Below are 23651 nucleotides of genomic sequence, written 5' to 3' on the forward strand. Positions count from 1 at the left end.
TATGAGCAAGACTGTCGCGATCGCCGGTCTGGGTGCCATTGGCTTGCCCTTGGCACGCGCCCTCGACGCTGGTGTCGAGGGATTGCGGCTGATTGCGGTGTCCTGCCGCGATGAAGTCAGGGGACTTGCGAACCTAGCCGATTTCCACGACGCGCCACGTATCGTGGAAGTTGCGCAACTGGCGGATGCCGACATCGTCGTCGAGGCCGCGCCGGCGGCGATTTTCGAAAGGATTGCCGTGCCTGCGCTGGAAGCCGGACGGATTTTCATTCCGGCCTCTGCCGGGGCGCTGCTGCCGCGGATGCACTTGGTGAAGCTGGCCAGAAGAACCGGCGCCCAGATCATCATCCCGACGGGCGCTCTGCTGGGTCTGGATGCGGTACGCGCCGCGGCCGAAGCATCTATCGCCAGCATCTCGATTGAGACCAGAAAGCCGCCGCGGGGGCTGGTCGGCGCACCATATCTGGAGAAAAATCATATCGACGTGATGGAGTTGATTGATCCAAAGCTGGTTTTCGAGGGCAACGCGCAGGAGGCCGCGGCTGGATTCCCGGCAAATGTGAATGTCGCCGCGGCCTTGGCACTGGCCGGCGTGGGACCGATCCGCACCCAGGTGCGAATCTGGGCCGATCCCGGCCTGACCCGCAATGTGCACACGATCCATGTTGAAGCCGATGCCGCCCGCTTCACCATGACGATCGAGAACGTCCCCAGCCTGGAGAACCCGAAGACCGGGCGCCTGACACCACTGTCGGTGCTGGCCTGTCTGCGCGGCCTGGTTTCGCCGCTCAAGGCGGGGAGTTAGAGTCTGTCGAGACATCACCCGAGGATCGCTTCATCGAGGCGCTGACCTACCTGTCCACTCTGGCATTGTTCAGCTTCGTGATTGTCGCAGCGGCAATGATCCGGCATGAGATGCTGATCTTGGTCAGCATCCCGCCGGTGTTCGTGGCGTTGATCACCGGCTTCGTCATGGCGCTTTATGCCGCGGACAGTTTCGGACTCGGTTCTGTCGGAGCGGCGCTGTTGCTGGCCGTTCCGCCGGCTTGGTGGTTGGGCCGCCGCTTCAGCTCACGCGACCTGCTGATCGTGATTTATCTCGCCTGGGCGCTCGGCATGGTGCTCGCGCTGGTCGCCTTCAGCTTTCCTGATCGGGCTTGATCATGTATGTTACATATCGACAACCACATATTGTTGTTCGACGGTGACAGGAATTGTTTCGGCAACATAGGGTCCCTGAACGACGTGCTGACCGTCCGCCACCTCGACCGGATAGCTGCGGACACTAATTTTTGAGGGATCGCAGAAGCTCTGGCCTGTGCGGACATCGAATTCCCAACCATGCCACGGGCAGCGGATGATTTCGCCAGCGCGGGAGTATTGGTAGTGGCCTGGCTCGTTCGACTCAATAAGGCCGGTCAGAATGCCTTCGCACATCGGGCCGCCCTGGTGGGGGCAGCGGTTGAATAGGCCGAAGAACTCGCCGTTCAGGTTGAAAACCGCGATCTGGCGTCCGCGAATCGTCACTAGTTTGCGCTGCCCTGGCGGGACTTCGGCCACTGTCGCGACCACATGCTTGCTCATGATCCGGCACTTCGATTTTGTCGGCAGGACGGTACTAAAGGCTGGTGATTGCCGCAACCAGTGCCTTTGTATGCTTTAGGTCATCCGCGTCAGACTGCCGCCCTACGACGACAAGGGTCTCGCAAGCACAGCCGAACGGAACATTTAACCAAAAATTTACCCCGGGCCGTATACCGAGAGATCGCCAGAGACGGGACCGGGGTTCCGATTGCAAGGCCGATCCCGGCGAGGCGCCTCATGATCCAGGACGAGCGGCTGGAAGATGCCATATCGCACGAGCGGTTCGGCCGCTACCTCGCGTAGGCATGCGGTGAGCGCACGAGCGCTGGAACTGTATGCGCTCAACATCCGCTTGTCCGAGGCGCTCTATACGCCATTGCAGATGCTGGAGGTGGTGCTTCGCAACCGCATCCACATCACCCTGTCGGGGGTGCAAAGCCCCTTCTGGTTCGCGAATGAGGTTTCCTCGTGGCGCGGCATCAGGCCAATCAGGTCCAGGAAGCACTCGCCAATCTGAGGAAGGAGCACAAGCAGCCGACATCGGGCAGCCTGGTGGCAGCCCTCACCTTCAGTTTCTGGACCGCCATGCTCGGCGCCGCCTACGAAACGCTCTGGCAGACCGATCTTCACCGCATCGCCCAATGTGAGGATGGCAAAGGGCTGCCGCGCAAGGCGTTCTCCGGCCCACTGACGCCGATCCGTCTTCTGCGCAATCGGATCGCGCACCACGAGCCGGTCCTAACCTGAAACCTGCCAGGGCATCATATGGCCATGCTGCGACTGACCAACTGGCTATCAGCCCCGGCGGCGATCTGGTGCGACGGCCTTAACCGCTTCGACACCGTCTATCCATTCGCCAGGATCGCATTGCACAACAACTGAATCCCGTTAGATCCGCCGCACCGGCAGCCACCAGGCGAACAGCATACCCATCGTCGTGAAGCAGCCGATGGTCAGGAACGCGGCGCGGAACGCATCGGCAATCTCGCCTCGTACTACGACACGCCGCGCCGCCGGCAGGCCATCCAGCGCCCGCGGCCCCTCCTGCACCAGCCTGGCGAACAATCCGGCGATCTGCGGATCCCGCCCAACCAGCACGGCGAACAGCACCGCCCCCACCAGCGCAGTGCCGATCGAGGCGCCGACCGATCGGGAAAACTGCACGGACGCCGCCGCCGAGCCCAGGAACCTGGGGCCGGCAACCACCTGCACCGTCATCTGCACCGTCGGCATCGCGGTGCCAGAGCACAACGCCGCAATGGCCAGCATCGCGGTGATCATGGTATTATCCAGCCACGGCGCCAAGGCCGCCAGCGACAGCAGCAGGCTGGCGCTGACCGCCAGCCCCACCGAGGGCAGGATTGCCGTGCGGCCCGTTGCGGCGATGATCCGGCCGGTGAACAGCGATCCCAACGCGATCCCCAGCGTCAACGGCAGCAGCAAAAGGCCGGAGTTGGCGATGCTGGCGCCTCTGACCACCTGGAGGTACATCGGCAGGAACGATACCAGCGACACAGTCTGCGCCGCCACGCAAGCCGCCATCGTGTCCGTCCGCCAGATGCCCGCCTGGCGGAAAAGCTGGATTGGCAGCAGCGGCGCCGCGGCGCGCTTCTCCTGCCGGATCAGCAGCGCCAGGGAGACGACCGCCAGTGCCAGCAGCGCCAGCACCGACGGCAGAGACCGGGTATCGAAATGCTGCGCCCGCTCCATCGCCAGCAGCACCGGCGCAATGAAGCCGGCGAAGAACACCGTGCCGAGGACATCAAAGCGCACCGCGCCGCCACGGATCGGCTGGATCGGCAGGCGAATGACCAGGAAGACCGCCAGCAGGCCAAGCGGCACGTTGACCAGGAAGACCGAGTGCCAGCCGAACGCCTGGGTCAGCCAGCCACCCGCCACCGGACCGAAGGTGGCGGCCGAGGCATACATGCCGGACAGATAGCCCTGGTACTTGCCGCGTTGGCGGGGCGGCACCGCCTCGGCGATCAGCGCCTGGGACAGCGTCATCAGCCCACCGCCGCCCGCCCCCTGCAGCAGCCGAGCAGCGGTCAGCATGAGGATCGAGCCGGACAGCGCGCAGAGCACGGAGGCGCCGACGAACACGGTCAGCGCCACGAACATCATTTTCTTACGGCCGATGGCGTCGCCCAGCCGGCCATAGACCGGCGCCGCGATGGTGTTCGCCACCAGGTAGGCCACCACGATCCAGGATACACGCTCCACCTGCCCCAGCGAGCCGGCGATCGCCGGCAGCGCCGTGGCAACGATCGTCTGGTCCGCCGCCGCCATGAACATCGGCAGCATGATGGACGGAAAGACGGTCAGGAAGACCGATCGCGTCGCGCGAACGGCATCTGGGGCGTCCGGTGGCGCCGCGTCAGTGGTTGTCTCGGACGGCATCAAAGCAGGTTACGTGCATGCACGGCCGGGCGACACCCCGCCGGTCGCGCGGCAGGCATGATTATCGGCCCCTGCCAGGGGTTTCGCGATGTTGTGTCAGGGCGTCGGCAACGCCGTGGCTTCAAGCCCGCCCTTGCGCCCATCCTTGCAGGGCCAGTCCTTGCGGGGCATCTGTCCAGCAGAACAGCTAAAGGGGACCGCTATGCGTGCCATTGGTTACCAGGACTCGCTGCCGATCGAGGCGGCCGCCGCGCTGGTCGACATCACATTGCCGAAGCCGGAACCGACCGGACGCGATCTGCTGGTCGAGGTTCGGGCCATATCGGTCAATCCCGTCGACACCAAGGTGCGCCGCAGGTCAGAACCCGAGCCGGGCGATTGGAAGGTCCTCGGTTACGACGCGGTCGGCACCGTCGCCGCGGTCGGCAGCCAGGCAAGCCTGTTTAAGCCAGGCGACGCCGTCTTCTACGCCGGTGACATCAGCCGCCCAGGCACCAATGCCGAATATCATCTGGTCGACGAACGCATCGTCGGACGAAAGCCGGAAAGCCTGGACTGGGGCGCCGCCGCGGCGTTGCCACTGACCGCGATCACGGCGTGGGAGGCATTGTTCGACCGGCTGACCGCGACAAGACCTGTTCCTGGTGCCGCACCAGCGATCCTGATCATTGGCGGCGCGGGCGGCGTTGCCTCGATCGCGATCCAGATGGCTCGCCGACTGACCAACCTGACGGTGATCGCCACCGCGTCCCGACCGGAGACGCGGGCCTGGGTGCGCGACCTCGGCGCGCATCACATCGTCGATCACGGCAGACCGCTGGCCGATCAGGTGGCCGCGCTGGAGCTGGGCGAGCCGGGCCTTGTGTTCTCTACCACCCACACCGACCGGCACCTGTCGGAGATCGCGGCATTAATCGCCCCTCAGGGCCGATTTGGATTGATCGACGATCCGCCGGCGCTCGACATCAATCCGTTCAAGCGCAAGAGCGTGTCGGTGCACTGGGAGCTGATGTTCACGCGCTCCTCGTTTCAGACTGCGGACATGGCGGCGCAAGGCGATCTGCTGAACGAGGTCGCCCGGGTGGTCGACAACGCAACGCTGCGTACGACACTGGGCGACCACCTCGGCTCAATCAACGCGGCGAACCTGAAACGGGCGCATGCGCTGATCGAGAGCGGACGCGCGTGCGGAAAGGTGGTGCTGGAAGGGTTCGCCGGCTGACGGTGGTATCAACCTGTCACGTCGTCAGAGGGGTTCTGGCGGGCGTCGAACCGGCGGGACTGCTTGGGCTGACAGCCTCGAGGATCCGGCCGGTCGTCCGGGGGCCGAAACAGCCGTAGGCGACCGCGCAGATCAGGTAGCAGCCGGCCACGAACACGAAGACTGCGGCATAGCCGAAGCCGGAATACAGTGCCGCGACAATCAGTGGACCAATTACGTTGGCCAACCGCCCGACGCCATAGGTCAGCCCGACCCCCAGTGAGCGAACATCGGTCGAGAACAGTTCCGAGCTGTAGATATACAGCCCGGTCGCACCGCCCTGCAGCGCAATCACGACGACCGCGCCGACTAGCATGATCAGGCCCGGCGTTCCGACGACGCCATACAGCAGGACAGCAGCGGCGACGACCGCGCAGACAAGCGTGTTGAACCACTTGCGGTCGATTCGCTCCATCAGGTCAGCCGCGATCAACGCGCCAATTGGGTTGCAGATCGCGATGACGCTTGTGTAGGTCAGCGACTTCGTGACGGAAAATCCATGCTCATACAGCAGTGTCGGCACCCAGGCCATGAAGCCATAGAAGCCGAGCGTACTACATACGCCGATCAAACCGATGAGACCGGTGCGTGCGAGGTGCGGCGGCCGAAGCACCGCGAGGTATGACGGATGCGGCGCCGCCCGTGCATCGGGCTCCGGCCGCAGCGGCGTCACTACGCTGTGCATATCCGCAGCCGTTTCGAGCATGGCGAGAATGCGCTCTGCCTCCTGCGTTTGTCCGCGCATGCTCAGCCAACGTGGCGATTCGACCATCCGTGTGGCGAGAACCGCGGCGATGGCACCAAGGGCGCCCCAGATGAAGATCAATCGCCAGGCCCAGGGTGCGGCAGGCACGACAGCCCGCGCCACCCAGGCGGTCGCCGGGATGCCGATCAGGCCGATCGCCATTGTCAGTCCCATGTAGCGGCCGCGAACGCGCGAGGGGAAGAACTCTCCAATATAGGTGTTGGCGATCACCGTCATGCTGGACAGGCCGACACCGGTAAGGAAGCGCAGCAGCGCCAGCGAGAGCACATTCCAAGCAACCGCATTGAGCAGGGAAAAGCTTGAATATACCGCCACCGAAAGGATAAAGGCTGATTTTCGCCCGATGCGGTTTGCCAATACGCCGCCGGACATCGCGCCCAGGAACATGCCGGCGAAACTCATGGACGTGATGACCGCGACGGTGTGGACGTTGACGTGCCATTCCCGGATTACGGCGGGCGCGGCATAGGCAAAGGTATTGAGGTCGCCAAGCTCGAAAAAGTAGGCGAAGGCCAGGGCAATGAAGGCCGACCGATGGATGGACGTGATGGGCAACTGGTCGAGACGTATGCTGATGCCGGGCATCGCTATATTCCTCCTTCGCCGGCCGCCGATGTGGAAGTCGGACTAGCGGCAGATTATCATTTCGCTTTGCATCCAAGCGGTGAATTTGATTGGTAGTCGTGCAAGCACTTTGACGCCGAATACCTGAGGTGTCCACTGGCCCCACGTCTGTTTTCCCGGGCCTGTGAGCCGCCGTGGCCGCGACACTTTAGGGTCTTTTAGGAAACAAATGCCACAGGTGTTGACCGAGTTGTGTCCGTCAAGTTGTGCAAAAGCGGTTTGCCCTGGTGCCAGTGATGTTTCTTGGTTCGGCTGAAGCGGGCCGTTTCTTTGTCCCGGCCTGATGTTCCTGAGGCGGCGCGCGCAACCGCGGTCAAGCATGGCCACAGGCCACCGGCGCAGCCGGCGCGCAGCGTGCTTGACGGCGGTGAGCACGCCGCCAGCCTCGGGCAGAGCGGGACCAGCGTCATGCCGCCTGCCGCATCGGCTGCTTCTTGTGCTCGCGCAGGTGTTCCATGTTCAGATAGCGCGGGCTTTCCAACCAGCCTTCGTGCGTCTCGACCGCCAAGGCACGCACCAGCCGCAGGCAGCTTGCGGTGTTCGGGAAGATCCGCACCACCTGCGTACGCCGCTTGATCTCCTGGTTCAGCCGCTCCAGCATGTTGGTCGACTTCATGTGCTTGTGGTGTGCCAACGGCAGTCGGTAGTAGGTCAACGTCTCCTCGATGTTTCTTCGACCCAGGTGCACAGACGGGCGTATTTGCCGCTCCATTTGCTCAGCCAAGCCGCGAGATCGCGTCGCACCTCAGCGAGGTCCCGCCGGTCGTAAATCCAGCGCAGCTCCTGCAGGCAATCGTCGGTCGCCCGTCGCGGCAGGTAATCCAGCGCGTTGCGCAGCAGGTGCACGATCCGTACACAATCGACGCGGTTCGCTGTGCTGTTTCGGTTCCCTTCGTCGGTGCTGGTCCGACTCTGCGGCGCCGACGGCGGGACGCGCGGTTTCCCTGAGCAGAATGTGGTGCATTCGGTTGGGTCCAGTCCCTGCAAAGGTCCAGCCCAATGCCGCGTCCATCATGCGCCAGGGCGGGGGCGACCTGGACGATCCACTCGGTGCCCATCCGCACACGGGATGGGCCCGAGCGGCTGGATCAGGTCTACCGCCGTCTTCTGGATGACACGTCCACCTCCCTTTATCCCATCCCTAATACAGAGGTCAGTCCGCCATGCGCATCGCCCTCTACGCCCGCGTCTCAACCGAGCGCCAGGAACGTCAGCAGACCATTGACAGCCAATTCACCACGCTGCGCGCCTGGGTCGCAGCCGGGGATCACCACCTCGCCGAGGCGCATATCTTCCGTGACGAAGGATACAGCGGGGCACGGCTCGACCGACCTGGTCTCGACGGCCTGCGTGACGCTGTCCGAGACGGCGCCGTCGAGCACATCGTCGTGCTGAGCCCTGATCGCCTGGCGCGCCGCTACGCTTACCAGGTTCTGCTGCTTGAAGAGTTCCGCCGCGCCGGCTGCCAGGTGACGTTCCTGCAGCACCCGATCTCGGACGATCCGAACGACCAGTTGCTGTTGCAGATCCAAGGCGCCATCGCCGAATACGAACGCGCCGTTCTTGGCGAACGGTTCCGCCGCGGCAAGCTGCAGAAGGCGCGCGATGGACACTACTTGGGCGGTCGTGCCCCGTATGGCTACCGCTACGTTCCACGACATGAGGCGGTGCCTGGGCATCTCGTAATCGATGACGCGGAGGCCGAATTGGTGCGCCTGCTCTACGGCTGGCTCGTCGACGAGCAGATGACCATCCGGCAGATCCTCAAACAGCTGAACCATGGGCCGCACTACCCGCGCTCCGGCCGCCATCCCTGGTCGCCCACGGTCGTGCACCACATCCTCGCGGACCCGGTCTATGCCGGTATCGCCTACGCCAACCGCTACAATTTTGTGCCGCCAAAGAAGCCACGTCGCAACCGCGGCCCGCACAGTCATGAGGCATCGTGCCGCCAACTCAAGCCGCGTGAGCAGTGGATTGCCATTTCTGTGCCGGCGCTCGTCGATCCCGACCTTTGGGATCGGGCAAAGGCGCAGCTTGCGCGCAACGCTTCACTGTCGTTTCGTAACAACAGCAAGTACAGCTATCTGCTGCGTTGCCTACTCACTTGCAAGATCTGCGGCTTGGCCATGTTCGGACGCACTTATCCGGCGCGAGCAGATCAACCGGAACGGCGTTACTATCAGTGCCATGGTAAGGACTGCATCATGACGGCTCGTCCAACGGCTTGCCCAAGCCGCAACGTCAAAGCTGAAGAGATCGAGACGGCCGTGTGGGATCACGTCGCCGGCCTGCTGTCCAATCCAGACCGACTGGTGGCGCAATTCGAGCATCTCGCCGCGACGGCGGAAGCCGGCACCACCCGCGATCGTGCTGCCGATCAGCAACTCCGCACGCGGCTGGACCGCATTGCCCGGGCTGACAAGCGCCTGCTGGACGCCTACGAAGCCGACGCTATCAACTTGGCGGAGCTGTCCCAGCGCCGACACCACCTTGCTGAGCAGCGGCGTGGCCTGGAGCGACAGCAGCAGGAGCGAGATCGGCTACGCCAGCAGCGCGTACAGGCTGAAGTCGTGCGGACCAACCTGACGGCGTTCTGCTCGCGCATATCTACCCGCCTCGATGAAGCGACACTCTTCGAAAAGCAGGCGATCTTGCAGCTGGTCATCGAGCGCATCATCGTCGGCGAAGACAGCTTGGAGATCCGCCATGTCATTCCGCTGTCTGCTAACCAGCCTGGCGGCGACGGCCCGCATATCGCCGACGCGCAATTGCGTTCGGATCGTGTGCACGATGCAGCGCTGCCAGGCCGCCTCGCTCAGCACCTCGCGGATCGCCTGCTTTAGTCCAGAGTGGTTGTCGGACACCACAAACTCCACGCCATGCAGGCCGCGCTGCTTCAACCCGAGCAGGAAGTCCCGCCAACTCGACGTGCTCTCGCGGTTGGCCAGCTCCACGCCGAGGATTTGCCGCCGACCCTGGCCATCAACCGCCACCGCCACCAGCACCGCCTGACTAGCGATCACGCCACCCTCGCGCACCCGCTCGTAGCGCGCGTCCAGGATCAGGTAAGGATAGGGTTCCGCCAGACGACGGGTCGAAAACGCCGTCAAAGCGGCATCCAGCGTCTGGTTCATCCCGCTGATCGCCGCGGCCGAGAAACTGTGCCCGCACAGCGTCTCGCTCACCGCCTTGACCTTGCGGGTCGACACGCCCTGCACATACATCTCGGCCAGCGCGCTCACCAACGCCTTCTCAGAACGCTGGTAGCGCTCGAACAACTCTGTCGAAAATAGCCCCGACCGGTCGCGCGGCACGCGCAGTTCGATGGTGCCTACCCGGGTGATCAGCGAACGGCTGTAGGAGCCGCTGCGGTAACCTCGCCGTTCACCCGCACGCTCGCTGCGCTCCGCCGACAGCGCGTCCGTCATCTCTGCCTCCAGCGCCGCTTGCACCGCGGACTGCACCGCTGAATGCAGAAAATCACCGTCCGCCGCTAGCAGCGCTTTGATGTCCGCACCTTCGCTTGTCTTATGACTTGCCCCAGGTTTTGCGGAACAATGGTTCACCAGCGGCGGGTTGCAACCCGCCGCTGGTGAAGCGGGATGGATCGAGATCACGCCGGTCGGGTAGGACCGAGTTAGAGTGGGATCGCCCGCTTCTTTTCCTCAAGGCCCGAACGGATACCTGGGTGTTGCACGCCCCGGATGACAAGCATGGGACAGGAAAAGATGAGCCACGCCATAGCACCAACCGCGGATCACGTCACCCTCGGCATCGATGTCGCGAAAGACAGCCTCGAGGTCCACCTCCACCCGCAGGGCCTCGCCCAGCGGTTCACCAATGATCGCCAAGGCCACGCCAGGCTGATCGCCTGGATCACCCCCTACCAGCCAACCCGCATCGTCTTCGAGGCCACCGGCGCCTATCATCGTGGCCTCGAAATGGCGCTGGGCCAGGCCGCGCTGCCGGCCGTCAAGCTCAACCCGTTGCAGGCCCGCCGCTTCGCCGAGGCCACCGGCAAGCGCGTCAAGACCGATCCCGTCGATGCCGCCATGCTGGCCCGCTTCGGCGCCCTCCTGCAGCCCGACATCCCCCCCGCCCGGGATCCAACCGTTGATCAGCTGGCCGAACTGCTGGCCGCACGGCGGGCCTTGGTGAAGGACCGCACCGCAGCACTCAACCGCGCCAAGACCCTCACGCTGGCCCTGCTCAAGCGCCAAAGCCAGCAACACCTCAAGCAAATCGACACCCAGATCCAGGCCATCGATCGCCAGCGGACAACCATTCTGGCCGCCCATGACAGGCTCAAGGCCCGCTTCGACATCCTTGTCAGCATCCCTGGCCTGGGCGCCGCCACCGGCCTCGCCTTGCTTATCGACATGCCAGAACTCGGCTCGATGGACGCCAAGCAGGCCGCCAGCCTCGCTGGCCTGGCGCCGGTCACCCGACAATCCGGCACCTGGCAAGGCAAAAGCTTCATCCAGGGCGGCCGCGCCAACCTCCGGCAGGCGATCGACATGCCCGCCCTGGTCGCCATCCGCTTCAATCCGCCGCTGAAGGCCAAATACCAGGCGCTGCGCCAGGCCGGCAAACCCGCCAAGCTCGCCATCGTCGCCATCATGCGCAAACTCGTCATCATCGCCAACGCGCTGCTGCGGGATCATCGCACATGGACGCCAGACGTCGCTTGACCAAAACGGATACTCTTACTTTCTGTCCTGGTCATGGTGTGTGCCCTCTCCACAGGGTTGGTGACGTCAAACATCACTCGCATACCATGGCCGCTTGCCCGTTTAGGATTTTGCACAACAGTCCAGACAGTATCGTTGACCGGCCACTACCAATGTTCGCCTGTCACCACGGGCGCCGGCCCCAAGTGCGTCAAAACTAGGATCGGCGCGTATCGCTTAGACTCGATGTCACGGCTTGCGGAGGCCGACCATGACGCAGGGGCGCAAAGGGCACCTTCCGGGCATCGGTTTGCGCCAATGGGGCGCAGGCGCGTCATCCGCGTTGTTATACGGAGAAGGCGTAGTGCCGGCTGATGAACGCGTACTGAAAGTCGGTGCGGCGGTAGGGAGGTGTACATTATAAGCGGCCACACGGCTCAGGTAATCGATGCGTCTGCATTTCTACTTGGTCAAGGCTCCAATTTCTTTTTCATGGGCTGTGGCGCTATCGCGCAAAGGTCAGTGCGTTCGCACTGATGTTCAGAACAGCCCGCGTGGTCTGCGACGGACCTTCACCACGAAGTGGTATCTCGTCTCCTGCAAACACAACTAGTCTCGTCGGTGCGGATTCGCACCAGAAACATGGGACGTTTCCGGCACGGGCGCACCGGTCCTGGCAAGGATCGATTGAATCCGCCGCGCGAATGCATCAAGATCGAATGGCTTTCGGATGACTTCGGTTGCCGATGGCAGCGTGGTGCCCGCATAGCCGGTGATGAACAACACGGGCACTCCGGACCATTGCTGACGCACGGCCTCAGCCAGTTGACGTCCATTCATTCCGTTCGGCAACCTGACATCGGTGATCAGCAGATCGAGACGCGAGATGGAGTTTAGGATGTGCAACGCCGTGAAGCCGTCCGCTGCCTCCAATACCTGATAACCCAGCTCACGCAGGTGCTCGGAAGCTGGCTCGCGGACGCCCGCCTCGTCATCCACCAGCAGCACCGTCTCACCGAGGCGCGCCTGCTCGGGTGCCGGTAACGGCGCCGGTTCAGCGGCTATCGCGGTGTTATCTTGCCGGGGCAGGCAAAGCCGGACCGTGGTGCCTTGTCTCGGCGTGCTTTCAAGCTGCACGACGCCACTGGACTGCCGGACAAAGCCATAGACCTGACTCAACCCCAGGCCGGTGCCTTGACCAAGCGGCTTCGTCGTAAAGAATGGTTCGAAGACCCGCGCCATCACCTCTGGTGGCATACCCTCCCCCGTATCGGCGACCGAGATCGCCACGAATTCGCCCGGCGTGGCTTCCTCCTGCGCGGCGATGTCCACCGCGAACAGGTGTGCATCGTCCGTGCCGATTGTCAGCTTGCCACCCTCGGGCATCGCATCACGCGCATTGATGCAGAGATTGAGCAGCGCGCTTTCCAGCTCGTTCGGGTCGCATAACACGCCCCAGGCGCCGTCGCGCAGGTTCAGCTCCACCCGGATCCCGGGGCCCATCGTACGGCGGATCAGTTCGGCCATGCCAGCGACCAGCCCGTCGGGATCCACTGGCCGCGGGTCCAGCCGCTGCCGGCGGGCGAAAGCCAGCAGCCGGTGCGTCAATGCCGCCGCCCGGTCCACCGCCGCGCGGGTCGTATCCAAGAAGCGGATGGCATCCGCGGCGCGCGCCTCGCCAATCCGGCGTCGGGCGATTTCCACGCTGCCGGCGATGCCCTGCAGCATATTGTTAAAATCATGCGCGATACCGCCGGTGAGCTGTCCGATAGCCTCCATCTTTTGGCTCTGACACAACGCCTCTTCGGCGTGACCGCGTTCCGCCGCCTCCGCGCGCAAGGACTCCAGCGCGAGAGCCAGGTCGCTGGTGCGCGCGACTACCAGCCTTTCCAGTTCCTCGCGCCCACGCGCCAGCGTCTCACGGATACGGACCTGATCGTCGATATCCGTCGCGGTTCCCAACCACTCCATAATATGCCCCACCCCGTCACACACCGGTGTGGCTCGACTTTGGAACCAGCGGTAGACGCCATCGGCCGCACGGCGGACGCGGTAGTCGACGGCGAAGGCGCCAGATGTCTCCGCTTCAGCCCAGGCCGCCACGGTTGCCACGCGGTCGTCCGGGTGAAGCGCATCAAGCCAGCCCAGATCCAGGCTTTGCGCTTCCGACAGCCCGGTATAGGCGATCCATTGCGGGCTACCCCAGGTGCACTCACCGGCGCTGCGCGAGCGCCAGACGAGCTGCGGGATACCCTCGGCCAGGCTACGGAAGCGCTCCTCGCTCGCCCGCAAACGCTCTGCCGTCACACGCTGCTCGGTGTGGTCACGCAGGATCTTGAGGTATCCGGTCAAGCCGTTGTCAAATAGCGGCGTCAGTTGGCCGCTGCCCCAGAACAACGTGCCGTCGCGCTTCACGTACCAGCGTTCGTCGGCGGCGCGGCCGGTGGATAGAGCCTTCCGCATATCAATTTCGGGCTGCCCGGCGGCGCGGTCCTCGGGCGTGAAGATCAAATCCGCCGGTTGTTCCAAGACCTCCGCCGCCTTCCAGCCTAGGACCGCAGCCGCGCCGTGGTTCCAGCCGCTAATCCGTCCGTTCAGGTCGAGGGTGAAGATGGCATAGTCGGTCGCGCTTTCCACGATGGCGCGATAGCGCTGCTCGCTCTGGCGAAGTGACGCCTGCGAACGAACGGCCTCGGCACTTATGCGCAAGCGTTCAACCGCAGCGGCAATTAAGTTGGCGTAGCTACGCAGAAAATTTATGTCGTTTTCGCTGAATTCGCGCGGCTGACGGCTGTCTACCTGCAGAATGCCATACGGCCGGTCATTGTCGCGGCCGATGATGATCACATTCACCAGCGCCTTGACGCCGGCATCCTTGATGAACGCGGCATACTCGAACCGGTCTTCGGTATCAATATTCGCCGAAATGACCGGCTGGCCGTTCTGCAGGGCATGACCCTCGGAAGAGCCATCATCAACCTTGACAGTGACCTCGCCCACCACACCGGGCTGCCAGCCGACGCCAGCGCGTATCCTCAAGTTGAAGCCGTCGTCCTGCAGCTCCATGACCTTGGCCAGGTCAGTGCCCAGGGCATCGCCTGCCAGACAGCACGCTTCATACAAGATCTCATCAAGATCCCCGGATTTGAGTGCCCGCTCGCCGAACCGCGCAAGGACGTTTTGTTGGCGGAGCAGTTCGGCTTCGCGGGTTGTGACCACCTCGGTCATGCTCCTTGGCACCGTAAGCCAAGAATCTTTACGCATCACCACGCAGGTTGGTTGCGGCTGGGATGTGGATACGGTCTGGCAGAGACCGTCACCGATCTGGCGGCGGCCGATATGGTCGAGGATGATAGCCCGTCGGTGGTGCTGTCGCTTTGAAAAATGGGCTTGCCAACTAACCGACTTGGTGTTCTCTCCGGATGCCGGATGGCTACCGGCATCTACTAGGTCTCCCAAGTCGCGAACGACCTGGCGCCAGCAACAGTCGCCGTGATGGATTTTTCAGGTGCGCCAGCCGTTTCTGAAAAAAGACGCCTGCCGGAAACGAGCTGCCTCGGGAGGGCGAATCGTTTCGTGCAAATTATTGCCTTGAAGGCCTTCGCGCCGTCAGGAAACCTAGTTTATTATGACGATCAATTGGCGTTTGGTCACGATCGGGCGGCGCCACGGGGGACTGGCCAAGACGGCCTTTCCCGCGCTCACCGGCGTTCACGGTGATCAGGCGTACCACGGCAGATGCGCTTCGACCTCCCGTCTCTTTTGCATCTTTGTCACGGCCTAGAACGGGATCTCGTCATCCAGGTCACCACCCTTCGGCGCATCCCAGGACGGACCACCTGCGCCGCCTCGGCCCGCGCCGCCGGTCCGACCGGCACCGGCGGCGACTGGCGTGCGTTCGCGTGGCGCGTAGCCGCCGCCGGACGTGCTGACACCGACCTCCGGTCCGCCGCCGTAGCCGCTGGCCTCACCGCCGCCCGACCTTGTGTCGAGCATCGTCAGTTGTCCGTTGAAGCGGCCGATCACAACTTCCGTCGTATAGCGCTCCTGGCCCTGCTGATCGGTCCACTTGCGCGTCTGCAGCGACCCTTCCACGTAGATCTTCGCGCCCTTCTTCAGGTATTTCTCCGCCACATCCGCAGTGCGGTCGTTGAAGATGACCACGCGGTGCCACTCCGTCTTCTCCTTCCGCTCGCCGGAGGCGCGGTCGTTCCACGTCTCGCTGGTCGCCAAAGTCAGGTTGACGATCTTGCTGCCGTCCTGTGTGGAGCGGACTTCTGGGTCCTTACCCAGATTCCCCACCAGGATCACCTTGTTGACGCTGCCAGCCATTGAACCAATCCTTTCCGAACAACCCAACCCTAGCTCAAACCCCACATGCGGGCCACATGGTTAAAAAAGTTCGAACGATCCCCCGGAAAATACCCTATAAGCTGGGAACATCGATAGAACAGATATAAGTCACCAACCCGGGATAACAGCATACATGGCCGGCTCTATCCACGTGCGCGGCGCACGGGAACATAATCTGAAGAACGTCGACGTGGTCATTCCGCGCGACTCGCTGACTGTCATCACTGGCCTGTCGGGGTCCGGCAAATCATCCCTCGCCTTCGACACCATCTACGCCGAGGGTCAGCGCCGCTATGTCGAGTCGCTGTCCGCCTATGCCCGCCAGTTTCTGGAACTGATGGGCAAGCCGGACGTCGACAGCATCGACGGCCTGTCGCCGGCGATCTCCATCGAGCAGAAGACCACCTCGAAGAACCCACGCTCCACCGTCGGCACGGTGACCGAGGTCCACGACTACATGCGCCTGCTGTGGGCCCGCGTCGGCGTGCCGTACTCGCCGGCGACCGGCCTGCCGATCGAGGCGCAGACCGTCTCGCAGATGGTCGACCGAGTGATGGCGATGCCGGACGGCACGCGCCTGCTGCTGCTCGCTCCGGTGGTGCGCGACCGCAAGGGCGAGTACCGTAAGGAGCTGGCCGAGTTGCAGCGCCGCGGCTTTACCCGGGTAAAGGTCGACGGCACGCTGTATGAAATCGGCGATGTCCCGACCCTGAACCGCAAGACCAAGCACGAGATCGAGGCCGTGGTGGACCGCGTCGCCGTCCGCGCCGGGGTCGAAACGCGCCTGGCCGACAGCTTCGAGACGGCGCTGGCGATGTCCGATGGCGTGGTCTACGCCGAGAACGCCGACGGCGGCGAACGCACGGTGTTCTCCTCGCGCTTCGCCTGCCCGGTCAGCGGCTTCAGCATCGAGGAGATCGAGCCGCGGCTGTTCAGCTTCAACTCGCCGCACGGCGCCTGCCCAGCCTGTGACGGCCTGGGCCTGGAAAGCTTCTTCGATCCGGACTTGGTGGTGCCCGACGACCGCGCCGGCCTGGCCGATGGCGCCATCGCACCCTGGACCGGGGCGCAATCGCCATACTACGACCAGACGCTGCAAAGCCTGGCGCGCCACTACAAGCAGACCACCAAGACCCCCTGGCGCGACCTGCCGGCTGATGTCCAGCACGCCATCCTGCACGGCTCCGGCGATGAGCCGATCGCCTTCACCTACAAGGACGGCGTCCGCGCCTACACGGTAACCAAGCCGTTCGAGGGCGTGCTGAAGAACCTGGAACGTCGCTGGCAGGAAACCGACAGCGTCTGGGTGCGGGAGGAAATGACCCGCTATCAGGCGGAGAAACCCTGCGCCGTCTGCAACGGCGCCCGCCTGAAGCCGGAGGCGCTGTTGGTTCGCGTCGCCGGCCGCAACATCGCCAAGGCCTCCGACCTCTCGATCCGCGCCGCGCTTGGCTGGTTCCAGGCCGTGCTGCCGCAACTGACCCCGCAGCGGCAGGAGATCGCCGGGCGCATCCTGCGGGAGATCGTCGACCGGCTGCGCTTCCTGGTCGATGTCGGGCTGGACTATCTGACCCTGGCGCGCGGATCGGCCACCTTGTCGGGCGGTGAATCGCAGCGCATCCGGCTGGCCAGCCAGATCGGTTCCGGCCTGACCGGCGTGCTCTACGTGCTGGATGAACCGTCGATCGGCCTGCACCAGCGCGACAACGAGCGCCTGCTGGGCACCTTGCGGCGGCTGCGCGACCTCGGCAACACCGTGCTTGTGGTGGAACATGATGAGGACGCGATCCGCGCCGCCGACCACCTGATTGACATGGGTCCGGCCGCCGGCATCAACGGCGGCCACGTCATTGCCGAGGGCACGCCGGCGCAGGTTGCCGCCAACCCGAAGTCGCTGACCGGAGACTACCTGTCCGGCCGCCGCCGGATCGAGATCCCGCCGCTGCGCCGCCCGGTGCTAACCGACCGCGTGCTGCGGGTCGTTGGCGCGCGCGGCAACAACCTGAAATCGGTGACGGTGGATTTCCCGCTGGGCGTGTTCACCTGCGTCACCGGCGTGTCCGGCGGCGGCAAGTCCACCCTGGTGATCGACACGCTGTACAAGGCCGCCGCGCGCCGGCTGATGGGCGCCGGCCTGGTGCCGGCGCTGCACGACCGGATCGAGGGGCTGGAGCAACTCGACAAGATCATCGACATCGACCAGTCGCCAATCGGCCGCACGCCGCGCTCGAATCCGGCGACCTACACCGACCTGTTCGCGCCGATCCGCGACTGGTTCGCCGAACTGCCGGAGTCACGCGCGCGCGGCTACAAGCCCGGCCGGTTCAGCTTCAACGTCAAGGGCGGCCGTTGCGAGGCCTGCCAGGGCGATGGCCTGCTGAAGATCGAGATGCACTTCCTGCCGGACGTCTTCGTCACCTGCGACACCTGCAAGGGTCGCCGCTACAACCGCGAAACACTGGAAATCAAGTTCCGCGACAAGTCGATCGCCGAGGTGCTGGCGATGACGGTGGACGAGGCGGTGCCCTACTTCAGCGCGCAGATGCGCATCCACGACCGGCTGAAGATCCTCCAGCAGGTCGGCCTGGGCTACATCGCGCTGGGCCAGCAGGCCACCACGCTGTCCGGCGGCGAGGCCCAGCGCATCAAGCTGTCGAAGGAGCTGGCTCGCCGCGCCACCGGCCGGACGTTGTATATTTTGGACGAACCCACCACCGGCCTGCATTTCGAGGACGTGCGAAAGCTGCTGGAAGTGCTGCACGCGCTGGTGGACCAGGGCAACACGATTGTGGTGATCGAGCACAATCTGGAGGTCATCAAGACCGCGGACTGGATCCTGGATCTAGGTCCCGAAGGCGGCGACGGCGGCGGACGGATCGTGGCGGAGGGAACGCCAGAGGATATCGTTGCCAATCCAGAAAGCTATACCGGGCGCTTCCTGGCCCCGATGCTGCCGGTTGTAGAGGCACCGAGGACGCGGCGGCGGCGGGCGTAGGATCGGCTGTCCATAACCGGCTGTTATGACGGCGGGTGCAGTCGCGTGTCCAGCGCGAACGCGTTCTGCGACGCCAAGGCATACCAGCCCTCCGCCGATACGCCATCAAAAATGAGGTTCCAGCTAAGCGTGGAGACCGCGCTGGGCATCAGAATGATCACATGACGCGCAAGCAATGCGGTCCCGAATGCCTGCTGCCCCGCACCGGGTATTCCGGACTGTAGCCAGTTCGGATTGGGTACCCTTGCTGGATCGACCACATGCACCGAGTTGGGATCGGCTATGGTCAGCGACGTCAGCACATGCGGGACTGTATCCAAGGTTCGAAAACCTTTGTGCACCGCCACTTCCAGGATTGCGGTCGAGGGATCGACCGAACAATAGACCGCTCTTGTCCCCTTGCTGTTCCAGCGCCCACCAACCCGAAACGCCCCCTCTCCACTATTCCAGCTTTCAGCGTGCCTGGCATCGTCCAGCCGCCACGCCGTCAGCGGTCCGCTTCCAAGCGGCGCGGGCAGAGGCGTCACGTATAGACGCCATACTCAAGCCGCTCCAGAAACGCCTCGACCAACGCCATGCCCGCCGGCGTCGATAACAAGTCGATAGGCCGCCGCTGGTCCAGACCCATGGCGGGCCGCTCCAGCCATTGCTCCGCTGCTTCCCGAGAACCCAGCAGGGATGTCGCCCTGGCCAGAACCTCGGCAAGCTTCCAAGTGCGTCCACTCTGCTCCCGGCTAAGCATTTGAATGGGCGTGCCTCTTCGGCGCTGGATTGTGCGCAGGCTTATTCCGGTGGCTTGCTCAAACACTACACGCCGGCGGAGAATTTCGAAGCTCTCCACCAAATGCAGAAGCGCTTCACCAGGCAGCCCCGTCACCAGCATCTCATGAGCATCAAGCGGCGTCTCAAGATGGCGCCGCAACACCCGGTCGCCGCCCAGAAGGGCAGCGATGAGTCCGATCGGGTTGGCGGCTGTCCCAACACTAGACATCTCAACCATGGTTCCCGCCGTCCTCTGACATGTGTCGTCAGGAATATGACAGGTGACGGGCCAGGCTTCAATACCACCGTTTCATGTGTTTACCGGTTTAGGCGCCGCCGCTTTCTCACCTTCCACCACGTCCCATCCGTTTCATCCAGGCCCCCGCCATCGCCACTGCGTCCCGCGCCTTGCGCACCGACGCCGTCGCCCGCAGGAAGCCGTGCACGACGCCGCCGAATGTCTCCGTCTCCACATCCACCCCGGCCGCGCGCAGCTTCGCCACCAGCGCCTCGCCTTCCGACCGCAGCACGTCCAGTTCCGCCAGCAGCACCATCACCGGCGGCAGTCCGGTCAAGTTAGCCCGCAACGGCGCCGCCAGCGGATGCAGCCGATCGATGTCGTGCGGCAAATAGACGCTCCAGTAGAACGCCATCCGCTCGGTGCTCAGCCCGTAGCCGCCGGCGCCGAATTGCCGGTAACTTTCGGTGTCGAAGCGCGAGTCCGCCACCGGGTAGTTTGCCAATATCCCGCGCAGCGCCGGCCCGCCGGTGTCGCGCAGCAGCAGCGCCGTCACCAGCGCCAGATTGCCGCCCGCCGAATCGCCGCCGAGGAAGATGCGTAACGGATCCAGCCCCCAATCGGCTCCCCGCGCCGAGATGAAGCGTACCACCGCGGCACATTCCTCTAGCGCCTGAGGAAACTTCGCCTCCGGCGACAGCGCATAGTCGACGCTGACGACCGCCACATCGCCGGCCGCCGCGTATTCGCGCGCCATCCGGTCATGCGTGTCGACATTAGCCCACACCCAGCCGCCGCCGTGGAAATATACCAGCGTCGGCAAATTCCGCTCAGTCCCGGGCCGGTCGCTCACCGGGCGGTACACCCGGCAGAAAATCCGCCGGCCGCGCGCGGTCACGAAGCGCTCCGTGGTTTCCGCCATCTCCGGCCCGCCATCGGCGGTCAGCATTCCCAGCAGATCATTGACCCGCCGATGCGGCTCCAGCGGCAGTTCCACCTTCACCGGCGGGTAGTTCGCCGCCGCCGCCTCCGCGTTGGCGGTGAACGCCGCCATTTCCGGGTCCCAATGTGACCGATCCGGCATCCTGCGCCTCCCTCTGCTGCCATTCGCGATCTATGCAACGGCACAAGCCAGCAGAATGCAACTTGCGTCCGGCGTTTGCCGACGCCTAATGCCGCACTGCAACATGCCATACGCTCAATGATGGTCCCGCGATTCAACGCCACTGGCCGCTTCGATCCAGTCAACCTGTTCCGCCCGGCCTCCATCGCCGTCATCGGCGCGGACACGCAGGCCGGCGGCGAGATCCTGGCGAACCTCGCGATGGGCGGTTTCCAGGGCGACGTCCACGTGGTGCGGAACATGGCGGAGCTGCCGGACAACACGGCCCTGACGGTGCTGGCTGTCCCAGCGGAGCAGATCAGTTCGGCGATGACTGACCTGTCTAGAAAAAAATGTTTCGCCGCCATCGTGCCGGGCCCTGCCCCTGGTCTTGCCGCTGATTCCGCCCGCAGCGGCGTCCGCGCGCTTGGCCCGCATTCTTTTGGCTTGGCGGTTCCCCACCTGAACCTGAACGCCTCACGCGCGCACATCGCCCCACCGGCCGGCCGGCTTGCGCTGATCTCGCAGTCCGCTGCCCTCAGCCGCGCTGTGATCGACTGGGCGGCGCCGAACGGGGTCGGGTTCAGCCACATCGTCGGCCTGGGCGGCAGCGCGGACATCGGCTTTTCATCGACCCTGGACTGGCTGTCGCGCGATGCCAACACCGGCGCCATCCTGCTGGACATCCGCCGCATCAAGGACCGCCGCCAGTTTCTGTCCGCCGCCCGCGCGGGCGCTCGCCTGCGACCGGTGGTGGCGATCCACGCCGGCCTGCGTCTGCGGGATACCGACGGCGCCGCCGTCCGCGCCTTTGAAGCGGCGCTGCGCAGAGCCGGGGTGTTATGCGTCGACCGGCTGGAAGATCTGCTGGCAGCGGCCGAAACACTGTCCCGCGCTCGCCCGCTGGCGCGCGACACCATCGCGATTGTCAGCAATGGGATCGGCCCGGCCAGGCTCGCCGCCGACACGGTGCTGCGCAACGGCCTCTGCCTGCTGACGGACGACGCACTGGATCACGACACCCTGCATGTGGCTTCCGCCGATCTGGCCGCCGCCGCGCACCGTCTGGCCAAGCGGACGGACCTCGGCGGCGTACTGGTGGTGCACGCCCCGCAAGGTGCCGCGGATGAGGCGGCCATCGCCAGCCTGTGCGCCAAATGTCCCGATCAGCACGCCGCCCTGCTGGTCTGTGCCATGGGCGAGACCACCGGCGCGCCGCATCGCGCCACGCTCGCACACTTCGGCCTGCCGGTGTTCGCCACACCCGCCCAGGCGATCGACGGCTTCGCACATCTGGTGCGGGACCATCGCAACCGCGAGGCCGCGCGGGAACTGCCGGCCAGCACGGTGCTGGCCCTGGTCCCCGACCGCGCCTGGGTGCGCCGCGTCTTCGCCCATGCCCGAGCCGCCGGCCATATGGCCCTGACCCAGGATGAGGCGCTGGATGTTCTTGGCGCCTACGGCATCCCCACGGTGCCCACCCGCCGCGTCGCCGCGCCTGCGGACGCCGCCTCCGCCGCACGGATGCTCGGCTTTCCAATCGTGGTGAAGCCGCGTGAGACCACGCCACCCGCCGAGCGCGCGCTTTGCGGGCTGATCTTCGACCTGCACGATATGGACGCGGTCGTTGCCGCCGCGCGGCGTCTGGCGGCGCGGCAGGATGACCAAAGCGAATTGCTGGTCCAGCGCCAGGTCGGCAGGGCGCGGGAGATGGCGATCAGCATGGCGGACGATGCGATGTTCGGGCCGATTATTACCTTTGGTGCCGGCGGCACAGTCGCCAGCGCCATCGACAAGGCCGCCGATCTGCCGCCGTTGAACCTGACCCTGGCGCGGGCGCTGATCCAGCGCAGCGCCACCGGCGCGCTGCTGTCTCAGCCGCTGCGCGACCGCCCGGCCGCCGACGCTGGCGCGGTGGCCGAGACGCTCGTGCGTATGAGCCAGCTTGTCGTGGACTTCCCGGAGATCGCGGCGCTGGACGTGCCGTCCCTGTTCGTCGATCAGGCCGGCGTGCTGGCCGCCGACGCCTGGCTGCTGCTGCGCGGACCGGATGAACCGCCGGCTGCCATGGCGATCGCACCCTATCCGGCCGAACTGATCGAGCACGCGCTAATCGGCGCCGAATCCATGACGATCCGCCCGATCCGGCCGGAGGACGCGGCGGCCCATGGCGCCTTCTTCGCGCGCCTATCGCCGCAGGACATCCGCTATCGTTTCTTCAGCGCCGTGCGGGCGCTATCGCCCGAGCAGATGGCCAGGCTGACGCAGGTCGATTACGACCGAGAGATGGCGTTCATCGCAGTGCGGGATGCCGATGCGGACACCGTGGGCGTCGCCCGCCTGGTGTGTGAGGCGGATACGGCCAGCGGCGAATTCGCGGTCATCGTGCAGGCCGACATGAAAGGCCGCGGCCTGGCCTCCCGGCTGATGCGCCGGTTGATCGACTGGGCACGGACGCGGGGGGTGAAGCAGATTGTCGGGCAGGTGCTGGCCGACAATCCGCCGATGCTGGCGTTCGTCCGGCACCTAGGGTTCAGCGTGAAGCGGATGCCGGAGGAGCCGGATGTGATGGAGGTGCGGCTGGCGGTTTGATCCGCTCCGCAACCTAACGTCAGGCGGAGAATACCATGGCCGAGGGCGCTGGGCTTGCCAAAGCCAGTTTGAATGCCTTCAACAAGTGTGGTCCGATGATACCGCTGTCCATGGCGCGTTCGACGGCCGGCACCATCCGCCGGCCCCTGATGCTTTCCGCACGGGCAGAACTGGCATGGTTCAGCGCGACCATGCCATTCTTGACCGCGCCAAAGGCGATCACAGATCTGCGTAATGCCGGCGCGGCCGGCAGCAGGGTTCGTGCATTTGCGCGCGGTGGTCGAGGCTGAAAGCCGGGGGA

The 23651-nt window shown here is 64.7% G+C and carries 18 protein-coding genes and 2 pseudogenes; 10 read left to right on the forward strand and 10 right to left on the reverse strand.

The genetic code is table 11. From position 1 onward, the window contains the following. Position 1 precedes the first annotated feature (1 nt). Together ACQY4S_RS20045 and ACQY4S_RS20050 are read left to right on the forward strand one after the other, a co-directional pair. On the forward strand, positions 2–805 hold the full coding sequence (locus ACQY4S_RS20045; RefSeq protein ID WP_428486974.1) for an aspartate dehydrogenase: 804 nt from the start codon (positions 2–4) through the stop codon (positions 803–805). A 110-nt stretch (positions 806–915) separates the two neighbouring features. After that, a complete protein-coding gene (locus ACQY4S_RS20050) occupies positions 916–1161 on the forward strand; it encodes a hypothetical protein (protein ID WP_428486975.1) in 246 nt (81 codons plus the stop codon). A 9-nt stretch (positions 1162–1170) separates the two neighbouring features. On the opposite strand, the gene ACQY4S_RS20055 is transcribed toward ACQY4S_RS20050, so the two are convergent. Further along, positions 1171–1584 (reverse strand): Rieske (2Fe-2S) protein, encoded by a 414-nt coding sequence (locus tag ACQY4S_RS20055; protein ID WP_428486976.1) that lies wholly within the window; start codon positions 1582–1584, stop codon positions 1171–1173. Between the two features lie 310 nt (positions 1585–1894). Between ACQY4S_RS20055 and ACQY4S_RS20060 the strand changes: the two genes are divergently transcribed. After that, positions 1895–2101 (forward strand): hypothetical protein, encoded by a 207-nt coding sequence (locus tag ACQY4S_RS20060; RefSeq protein ID WP_428486977.1) that lies wholly within the window; start codon positions 1895–1897, stop codon positions 2099–2101. Next, positions 2053–2331 (forward strand): hypothetical protein, encoded by a 279-nt coding sequence (locus ACQY4S_RS20065; RefSeq protein WP_428486978.1) that lies wholly within the window; start codon positions 2053–2055, stop codon positions 2329–2331. Before ACQY4S_RS20060 ends, ACQY4S_RS20065 begins: the two co-directional genes overlap by 49 nt. 141 nt (positions 2332–2472) lie before the next feature. Here ACQY4S_RS20065 and ACQY4S_RS20070 read toward each other — a convergent pair whose 3' ends face one another. Beyond that, positions 2473–3984: an MFS transporter gene (locus ACQY4S_RS20070; RefSeq protein WP_428486979.1), complete on the reverse strand. Its 1512-nt coding sequence runs from the start codon at positions 3982–3984 to the stop codon at positions 2473–2475. A gap of 202 nt (positions 3985–4186) precedes the next feature. Here ACQY4S_RS20070 and ACQY4S_RS20075 point away from each other — a divergent pair, with 202 nt between their 5' ends. Then, a complete protein-coding gene (locus ACQY4S_RS20075) occupies positions 4187–5206 on the forward strand; it encodes a zinc-binding alcohol dehydrogenase family protein (RefSeq protein WP_428486980.1) in 1020 nt (339 codons plus the stop codon). A 16-nt stretch (positions 5207–5222) separates the two neighbouring features. Here the strand turns inward: ACQY4S_RS20075 and ACQY4S_RS20080 are convergent, their stop codons facing one another. Both ACQY4S_RS20080 and ACQY4S_RS20085 read right to left on the reverse strand, forming a co-directional pair. Then, positions 5223–6596 carry an MFS transporter gene (locus ACQY4S_RS20080; RefSeq protein WP_428486981.1) on the reverse strand — a complete coding sequence of 458 codons (1374 nt, stop codon included), beginning with the start codon at positions 6594–6596 and terminating at the stop codon, positions 5223–5225. A gap of 445 nt (positions 6597–7041) precedes the next feature. Beyond that, a pseudogene (locus ACQY4S_RS20085) lies at positions 7042–7481 on the reverse strand (transposase); the annotation flags it as partial. A 317-nt stretch (positions 7482–7798) separates the two neighbouring features. Here ACQY4S_RS20085 and ACQY4S_RS20090 point away from each other — a divergent pair. Continuing rightward, the gene (locus ACQY4S_RS20090; protein ID WP_428486982.1) at positions 7799–9481 is read left to right on the forward strand and encodes a recombinase family protein; all 1683 of its coding nucleotides are present in this window, start codon (positions 7799–7801) and stop codon (positions 9479–9481) included. Here the strand turns inward: ACQY4S_RS20090 and ACQY4S_RS20095 are convergent. Further along, a pseudogene (locus tag ACQY4S_RS20095) lies at positions 9404–10204 on the reverse strand (IS256 family transposase); the annotation flags it as partial. The gene ACQY4S_RS20090 and the pseudogene ACQY4S_RS20095 sit on opposite strands and share 78 nt — an antisense overlap. Positions 10205–10366: 162 nt before the next feature. Between ACQY4S_RS20095 and ACQY4S_RS20100 the strand changes: the two are divergent. Continuing rightward, on the forward strand, positions 10367–11329 hold the full coding sequence (locus ACQY4S_RS20100; RefSeq protein ID WP_428488463.1) for an IS110 family transposase: 963 nt from the start codon (positions 10367–10369) through the stop codon (positions 11327–11329). Between the two features lie 588 nt (positions 11330–11917). On the opposite strand, the gene ACQY4S_RS20105 is transcribed toward ACQY4S_RS20100, so the two are convergent. Together ACQY4S_RS20105 and ssb are read right to left on the reverse strand one after the other, a co-directional pair. Then, positions 11918–14536, reverse strand: coding sequence for a PAS domain S-box protein (locus tag ACQY4S_RS20105; protein ID WP_428486983.1), 2619 nt, complete (start codon positions 14534–14536; stop codon positions 11918–11920). Positions 14537–15088: 552 nt separating this feature from the next. Continuing rightward, the gene (gene ssb / locus ACQY4S_RS20110; RefSeq protein ID WP_428486984.1) at positions 15089–15640 is read right to left on the reverse strand and encodes a single-stranded DNA-binding protein; all 552 of its coding nucleotides are present in this window, start codon (positions 15638–15640) and stop codon (positions 15089–15091) included. 154 nt (positions 15641–15794) lie between these two features. Here ssb and uvrA point away from each other — a divergent pair, with 154 nt between their 5' ends. Beyond that, positions 15795–18656 carry an excinuclease ABC subunit UvrA gene (gene uvrA / locus ACQY4S_RS20115; protein ID WP_428486985.1) on the forward strand — a complete coding sequence of 954 codons (2862 nt, stop codon included), beginning with the start codon at positions 15795–15797 and terminating at the stop codon, positions 18654–18656. A gap of 23 nt (positions 18657–18679) precedes the next feature. Here the strand turns inward: uvrA and ACQY4S_RS20120 are convergent, their stop codons facing one another. The 3 genes from ACQY4S_RS20120 to ACQY4S_RS20130 all read right to left on the reverse strand — a co-directional run bounded on the left by ACQY4S_RS20120 (position 18680) and on the right by ACQY4S_RS20130 (position 20740). Further along, complete coding sequence (locus tag ACQY4S_RS20120) at positions 18680–19183, reverse strand: RES family NAD+ phosphorylase (RefSeq protein ID WP_428486986.1); 504 nt, start codon at positions 19181–19183, stop codon at positions 18680–18682. Beyond that, positions 19180–19656, reverse strand: coding sequence for a type II RES/Xre toxin-antitoxin system antitoxin (parS, locus tag ACQY4S_RS20125; protein ID WP_428486987.1), 477 nt, complete (start codon positions 19654–19656; stop codon positions 19180–19182). Before parS ends, ACQY4S_RS20120 begins: the two co-directional genes overlap by 4 nt. 106 nt (positions 19657–19762) lie before the next feature. Beyond that, positions 19763–20740 carry an alpha/beta hydrolase gene (locus ACQY4S_RS20130; RefSeq protein ID WP_428486988.1) on the reverse strand — a complete coding sequence of 326 codons (978 nt, stop codon included), beginning with the start codon at positions 20738–20740 and terminating at the stop codon, positions 19763–19765. Positions 20741–20857: 117 nt separating this feature from the next. On the opposite strand from ACQY4S_RS20130, the gene ACQY4S_RS20135 reads away from it, so the two are divergent. Both ACQY4S_RS20135 and ACQY4S_RS20140 read left to right on the forward strand, forming a co-directional pair. After that, positions 20858–23350, forward strand: a complete 2493-nt coding sequence (locus ACQY4S_RS20135; protein WP_428486989.1) for a GNAT family N-acetyltransferase — start codon at positions 20858–20860, stop codon at positions 23348–23350. 35 nt (positions 23351–23385) lie between these two features. Then, a complete protein-coding gene (locus tag ACQY4S_RS20140) occupies positions 23386–23640 on the forward strand; it encodes a hypothetical protein (RefSeq protein ID WP_428486990.1) in 255 nt (84 codons plus the stop codon). Positions 23641–23651: the final 11 nt, after the last annotated feature.

The organism is Rhodopila sp., assembly GCF_965276935.1.
GTDB lineage: Bacteria > Pseudomonadota > Alphaproteobacteria > Acetobacterales > Acetobacteraceae > Rhodopila.

Coding starts and splice junctions, on each gene's coding strand:
- ACQY4S_RS20045 (WP_428486974.1), top strand. CDS start 2: ATGAGCAAGACTGTCGCGATCGCCGGTCTGGGTGCCATTGGCTTGCCC.
- ssb (WP_428486984.1), bottom strand. CDS start 15,640: ATGGCTGGCAGCGTCAACAAGGTGATCCTGGTGGGGAATCTGGGTAAG.
- ACQY4S_RS20140 (WP_428486990.1), top strand. CDS start 23,386: ATGGCCGAGGGCGCTGGGCTTGCCAAAGCCAGTTTGAATGCCTTCAAC.
- uvrA (WP_428486985.1), top strand. CDS start 15,795: ATGGCCGGCTCTATCCACGTGCGCGGCGCACGGGAACATAATCTGAAG.
- ACQY4S_RS20070 (WP_428486979.1), bottom strand. CDS start 3,984: ATGCCGTCCGAGACAACCACTGACGCGGCGCCACCGGACGCCCCAGAT.
- ACQY4S_RS20135 (WP_428486989.1), top strand. CDS start 20,858: ATGATGGTCCCGCGATTCAACGCCACTGGCCGCTTCGATCCAGTCAAC.
- ACQY4S_RS20090 (WP_428486982.1), top strand. CDS start 7,799: ATGCGCATCGCCCTCTACGCCCGCGTCTCAACCGAGCGCCAGGAACGT.
- ACQY4S_RS20130 (WP_428486988.1), bottom strand. CDS start 20,740: ATGCCGGATCGGTCACATTGGGACCCGGAAATGGCGGCGTTCACCGCC.
- ACQY4S_RS20050 (WP_428486975.1), top strand. CDS start 916: ATGCTGATCTTGGTCAGCATCCCGCCGGTGTTCGTGGCGTTGATCACC.
- parS (WP_428486987.1), bottom strand. CDS start 19,656: ATGGTTGAGATGTCTAGTGTTGGGACAGCCGCCAACCCGATCGGACTC.
- ACQY4S_RS20075 (WP_428486980.1), top strand. CDS start 4,187: ATGCGTGCCATTGGTTACCAGGACTCGCTGCCGATCGAGGCGGCCGCC.
- ACQY4S_RS20105 (WP_428486983.1), bottom strand. CDS start 14,536: ATGACCGAGGTGGTCACAACCCGCGAAGCCGAACTGCTCCGCCAACAA.
- ACQY4S_RS20055 (WP_428486976.1), bottom strand. CDS start 1,584: ATGAGCAAGCATGTGGTCGCGACAGTGGCCGAAGTCCCGCCAGGGCAG.
- ACQY4S_RS20100 (WP_428488463.1), top strand. CDS start 10,367: ATGAGCCACGCCATAGCACCAACCGCGGATCACGTCACCCTCGGCATC.
- ACQY4S_RS20080 (WP_428486981.1), bottom strand. CDS start 6,596: ATGCCCGGCATCAGCATACGTCTCGACCAGTTGCCCATCACGTCCATC.